This window comes from Chamaesiphon sp. OTE_20_metabat_361, assembly GCF_031364565.1.
This window is the reverse complement of record NZ_JANLWO010000800.1, coordinates 1-4,772: the sequence shown is the minus strand read 5'-3', so window position 1 is coordinate 4,772 and position 4,772 is coordinate 1. Positions and strand designations below refer to the sequence as shown.

6 protein-coding genes are annotated in these 4,772 nt (G+C 49.9%); 2 read left to right on the top strand and 4 right to left on the bottom strand.

All coding sequences use genetic code 11. The features are described 5' to 3' along the window. Window positions 1–187 precede the first annotated feature (187 nt). The 4 genes from RMO35_RS22615 to RMO35_RS22600 all read right to left on the bottom strand — a co-directional run bounded on the left by RMO35_RS22615 (window position 188) and on the right by RMO35_RS22600 (window position 3,267). Window positions 188–457 (bottom strand): YggT family protein, encoded by a 270-nt coding sequence (locus tag RMO35_RS22615; RefSeq protein WP_309744562.1) that lies wholly within the window; start codon window positions 455–457, stop codon window positions 188–190. Window positions 458–583: 126 nt separating this feature from the next. After that, window positions 584–949: a hypothetical protein gene (locus RMO35_RS22610; RefSeq protein WP_309744558.1), complete on the bottom strand. Its 366-nt coding sequence runs from the start codon at window positions 947–949 to the stop codon at window positions 584–586. 49 nt (window positions 950–998) lie between these two features. Then, a complete protein-coding gene (locus RMO35_RS22605) occupies window positions 999–1,418 on the bottom strand; it encodes a ferredoxin (protein ID WP_309744556.1) in 420 nt (139 codons plus the stop codon). Window positions 1,419–1,548: 130 nt separating this feature from the next. After that, entirely contained in the window at window positions 1,549–3,267 is a 1,719-nt protein-coding gene (locus tag RMO35_RS22600; RefSeq protein WP_309744554.1) for a serine/threonine-protein kinase, read from the bottom strand. Window positions 3,268–3,501: 234 nt separating this feature from the next. On the opposite strand from RMO35_RS22600, the gene rppA reads away from it, so the two are divergent. Together rppA and RMO35_RS22590 are read left to right on the top strand one after the other, a co-directional pair. Further along, window positions 3,502–4,188 (top strand): two-component system response regulator RppA, encoded by a 687-nt coding sequence (rppA, locus tag RMO35_RS22595; RefSeq protein ID WP_309744560.1) that lies wholly within the window; start codon window positions 3,502–3,504, stop codon window positions 4,186–4,188. Window positions 4,189–4,344: 156 nt separating this feature from the next. Next, window positions 4,345–4,772: rhodanese-like domain-containing protein (locus tag RMO35_RS22590; protein ID WP_309744552.1), on the top strand; the 428-nt coding region annotated here is incomplete at its 3' end.

Here is a 4,772-nt window from a genome sequence, read left to right as displayed (position 1 = left end):
CCAAGATCAAAATTGGCCCAGGCATCACGGGTACCACAGATCCAATTACTCCGACGCAGGTCAATAGCAGTAGAGCAATATAAATTAGCGTTGTAGTTGTCACGTTAGCAGTGTCGGTTAATGGTGGTGCGATCGGAATGATAATTACTGGCGATTATCGAGCGGGAATCGAACGGTCTAATGCCTGTTAACCAAGCAAAGTCAATGCCTGCATGGCAAATTGTAAGGCGAAGATCGCAATAATCGGCGACAGATCGAGCGGGCCGATCGGCGGTACAAATCGAAAGAGGTTGAGATAAGGATCGGTAATCGGACTCAAAAAGCCGACGATTTGCTGCATCCAATCAATATTTGGAAACCAGGTAAGTAACAGTCGAGCGAATAAAATGTAGAGGTAATATTCCAGGAACTTGGAAATGCTGACAATTAGGAGGGGCGCGATGAGAGTATTATCCATAAAAACGATCGTGCGATCGGAAACTTGCTGCACTTATTTTAACCGATCGACTGGTATTTATGGCTTGTTGGGCATACCGTACTAACCGACTCAATCGTGTCACCATCACTCCGATCTGCATCGTAATTAGCTATGAAGGTCGAGGGATTGTTGCGTTTTAATGTTTTCCGCTGGCGGTTCGGTTTGACGATCGAGCGGATCTTCGGCATTTTGACCGATCGTCGATCTGACTGAATCGATCGCGTTGTTTAAGTCGCTAATCTTATCATCCAAGCTCCGGCGAGCCATTTCCATCCGATCGAGCGTCCGGTTCCGGCGGGATTTGAATGGTCTTTTTTCGCCCAGCTCGCCTGATAATCGCATGTTGTCAGGATCGGCATCGAACCGATTGGCTCTTTGATTGGCGATCGAAGCTCCGACGATCCCGCCGACTACGCCACCGACCAGCGTTCCCAACCAAAAACCACCACTAAATCCATCGCGGTTACTCATTACTAGCTCTCCTCAAATGTAAAGTCACTATATCCTAATTATCCCCTAACTATTCCTCAACCGACTCGAATGGATTGACTAAAAAAGCATATTCCTCGACGATCCGATCGCCGATCAAATGTTCTTGGATGATCCGTTCGATGACGGCTGGGCTAGCCGAATGATACCAAACACCGTCGGGGTAGACAACCACGATCGGGCCGTGCTGACAGACCCGCAAACAGTTGGCTTTAGTCCGAAAAACACAACCCTGGGGCGCGTCGGGGGCATCGAGTTTTAATTCGCGCAGTCGCCGCTTGAGATAATCCCAAGCCACTAGACTCTGGGCGCGATCGCAGCATAGGGGCTTGGTTTGGTCTGCACAAATTAAGATATGTCGAGCGATCCGATCGAGTCCCAATTTGGACGCAGTATCAGCTAGTTCGACGGCTACAGATCGATCGTGCGTGGCATCGGGCGAAACAGTCATACTTGGATCTGGCGACAAAGAGGGTAGAGGGTAGAGGGTAGAGGGTAGTGATATTAAATCTGCTTCATAAGCGCTTATTTTGCGATCGCTTTAGAGGAGATCTGCCCGAGGTGGGGACACCTGCGATTATTTATCTGGGTACAACTATTGGTGCAGTGGTTGGTGCGATCGTCGGGGTAGCCGTTGGTGCATTGGTTGGTGTAGCCGTTGGTGCGATCGTTGGGGTAGCAGATGCAGGTAATGCTGTCGTTAGGACTTCGAGCTTGTAATTGCCACTAGTGTCTGGTGGCGAGATAATTTCGATCCGATATTCTCCAGTTAGCGGGAGTGTCCCTTGCCAGTTGAGGGTACTTTTAGCATAGACATCGACATTCGCCTGATTGGGCGCGAGGATATTCATGGTTGCTCCCGGTGGCGTAGTTGTCAATGTCGTTTTGAGTTGTTGCCCGACTGGTAGATTCAGACTAAATACTGTCGGTTGGGCAGCATTGAGTGCGCCCTCTTTGATGAGGGGTTTACCAATTTCTAGATTCAGGGTTTCCGCTGCCACTGCTACGGGCGCTGAGGGAGCGGCAGGAGTTGTTTCTGGCGGCACGGGTGCGGGGGGTGTTGGTGGCACCGGACTGGCAACCACTGGTGGCAGGGTGCTGGCTGCTGTGGGCACTGGTGCTGGTTTCGTACCGCTGCCCGAGGGCGCGAGCGATCGACTGATGAGGAAAATAGGTAGGACGATCAGGATCGACGCGGCAGTTGCCGAACTCATCGCAATGCCCCATGGCGTACTCAAGATCCCGCGCAGGGGGTTTTGTGGTGGTGGCTGGAGTGTCCTCCCGGCTGGGCGGCTGCCAAGCGTCGATTGCGGTCTTTTGAGTCGCGATAATGGGGTCGCCGCTTGCCCGTTGGTTGATAATTGGCGCTCTGCGGTCTGTGGTAAGCGGCTATTTGGCTTCGATGGTACGAAAGTCCCTGACGGGAACTCAGCAGCCGTCGCTGGTACGCCGACAAAGTCCGATACCGATCGCAACGCTTGCGCGACCTCGATTGCCGATTGATAGCGGCTATTGGGCACGCGACTGAGCATTTTATTGAGAATTTTGGCAAACCACGGCGTCAAGGTTGGCACCCATTGATGCCACTTCCAAGTCATGGTACTTTTATCAATCAAGCTTTCGGGTTTGCGCCCGGTCATCATCACTACCACAGTCACAGCCAGGGCATAGAGGTCGCTATTGGCATAAGCTTCTCCGGTTTGGAGCTGTTCGCCCGGTGCGTAGCCAGCTTTACCGACAGTCGTGCCTTGATGAATTTGGGTCGATACTTCTAATTGGGTGACACCCGCTTTGACAACGCCAAAGTCAATCAGAACTGGCAACTTATCGCGATCGCGAAAAATAATATTATCGGGAGAAATATCTCGATGAATGATCCCCATCCCATGAATATGTGACAACACGGGCAGCATATTTTTGATAAACTCTACCGCCTCAGCTTCGGCAAAAGTTGTATTCTTTTTGAGGCGATCGCTCAGAGTTTTGGCAACTGTTTTCCCTTCCGCATATTCCTGTACCAGAAAGAGTCGTTTTTGCTCTTCAAAGTTAGCGCGGAATTTCGGAATTTGGGGATGGTTAATTTGATATAATACCTGAGCTTCGCGATGAAATAGCTCCTTAGACTTCTTGAGCGCATCGCGACCGCGATCGTTGGGGCTAAATTCTTTGAGTACGCACATCTCATCAAAACAGCCCGTGTCTTGAGCCAAGTAGGTACGCCCAAACCCCCCCTGACCTAACACTTTGGTCACGCGGTAACGCTGTTGAAGCACTGTTCCCAGGGGAATTGGTGGTTGCATAACCCGAACTTACGCCTTGAACTAAGGAGGATATAGAGTGATTGGTAAAACCTTGGAAACTGATAGCTTTTCTCGAATCGGATCGAGTTACCATCAAAGCGATCGATCGTCAGCCAGCTATGCTTAATATAGAGATGATAATAACTCAGGTTGCAGACAATTTTCGATCTCTAACCGCTCTTATCATACCCTCGCATCAGTCAGGATCGTTCACCTGTGGTTAATAAACTTCAAATAACAATTTTACTTGTTGACGATGAACCCGCTCTGACAAACCCGTTGAGCAGACTTTTGACACGGGAAGGATACACTGTCGATGTGGCGACTGATGGTCGTCTGGGTGCTCGATTAGCCAGTGAAGGAAACTACAATTTGTTGATTTTAGATTGGATGTTACCACATGTGACTGGTTTGCAGATTTGTCAGCAAGTACGCGATCGCGGTGACTCAACACCTGTCTTATTTCTCACAGCAAAAGATACGCTCGACGATCGAGTGATTGGCTTGGATGCAGGAGCCGATGACTATCTAGTCAAACCGTTTGAATTGCGAGAATTGCTAGCTAGGGTGCGTGCGCTACTACGGCGAGTGCAAACCGTCGATCCGAGTCCCACTGTATCGAAACTTCAAGTAGACGATTTGGAGCTAGATCTCGGCAATCAACTCGCCCACGTTCATGGTAAAAGTATCGAACTCTCCGAAAAAGAAACCCAGCTTTTGGGCTATCTGATGCAGCACTCCGGGCAAGTCCTCACCCATAGCCAAATTCAAGCACATCTTTGGGGGCAAAATTCCGCACCCAGCAGCAATGTTTTAGCAGCACTAGTACGGCTACTGCGGCGCAAAATTGAGTTACCCGGTTCGCCGGAGTTGATTCAGACAGTATATGGCAAGGGGTATCGGATTGGGGGAAGGGGATAGGTTTTAGGTTTTAGGTTTTAGGCTTTAGGCTTTAGGGAATATCCAGTAGGGTGGGCAGTGCCCACCAGCTAGGTTTGAGCCACTTTATCGCTCACAAATTAAGCACTCACTCGATCGAATTTCATTATTTGTCATTTATTAATTCGCAAGTCCTATATGTCTCCGATCGTCACAGCAGAATGGCTGCATCATTATCTAGAGCGAGGATCGACTCCGCCAATCGCGATCGTGGATTGTCGCTTTGCATTAGGCGACCCCGAACTAGGTAGAAAACAGTACGAAACAGCGCACATTCCTGGTGCTTGCTACTTGGACTTAAATCGCGATTTATCGAGTCCTGTGGGCATACATGGTGGGAGACATCCTTTGCCAGACGATCGAGTCTTAGGAGCCAAATTAGCGGCGATGGGCATTATTGCTGACACGCTAGTCATTGCTTATGATGATTCGCGATTTGGGTTTGCCGCGCGATTGTGGTGGCTGTTGCGCTATTACGGACACGAGCGCGTTGCCCTCCTCGATGGTGGCTATACTAATTGGGTCAAAGCTGGTTACGCTGTCACTAGCGATCGACCCCAAGCACA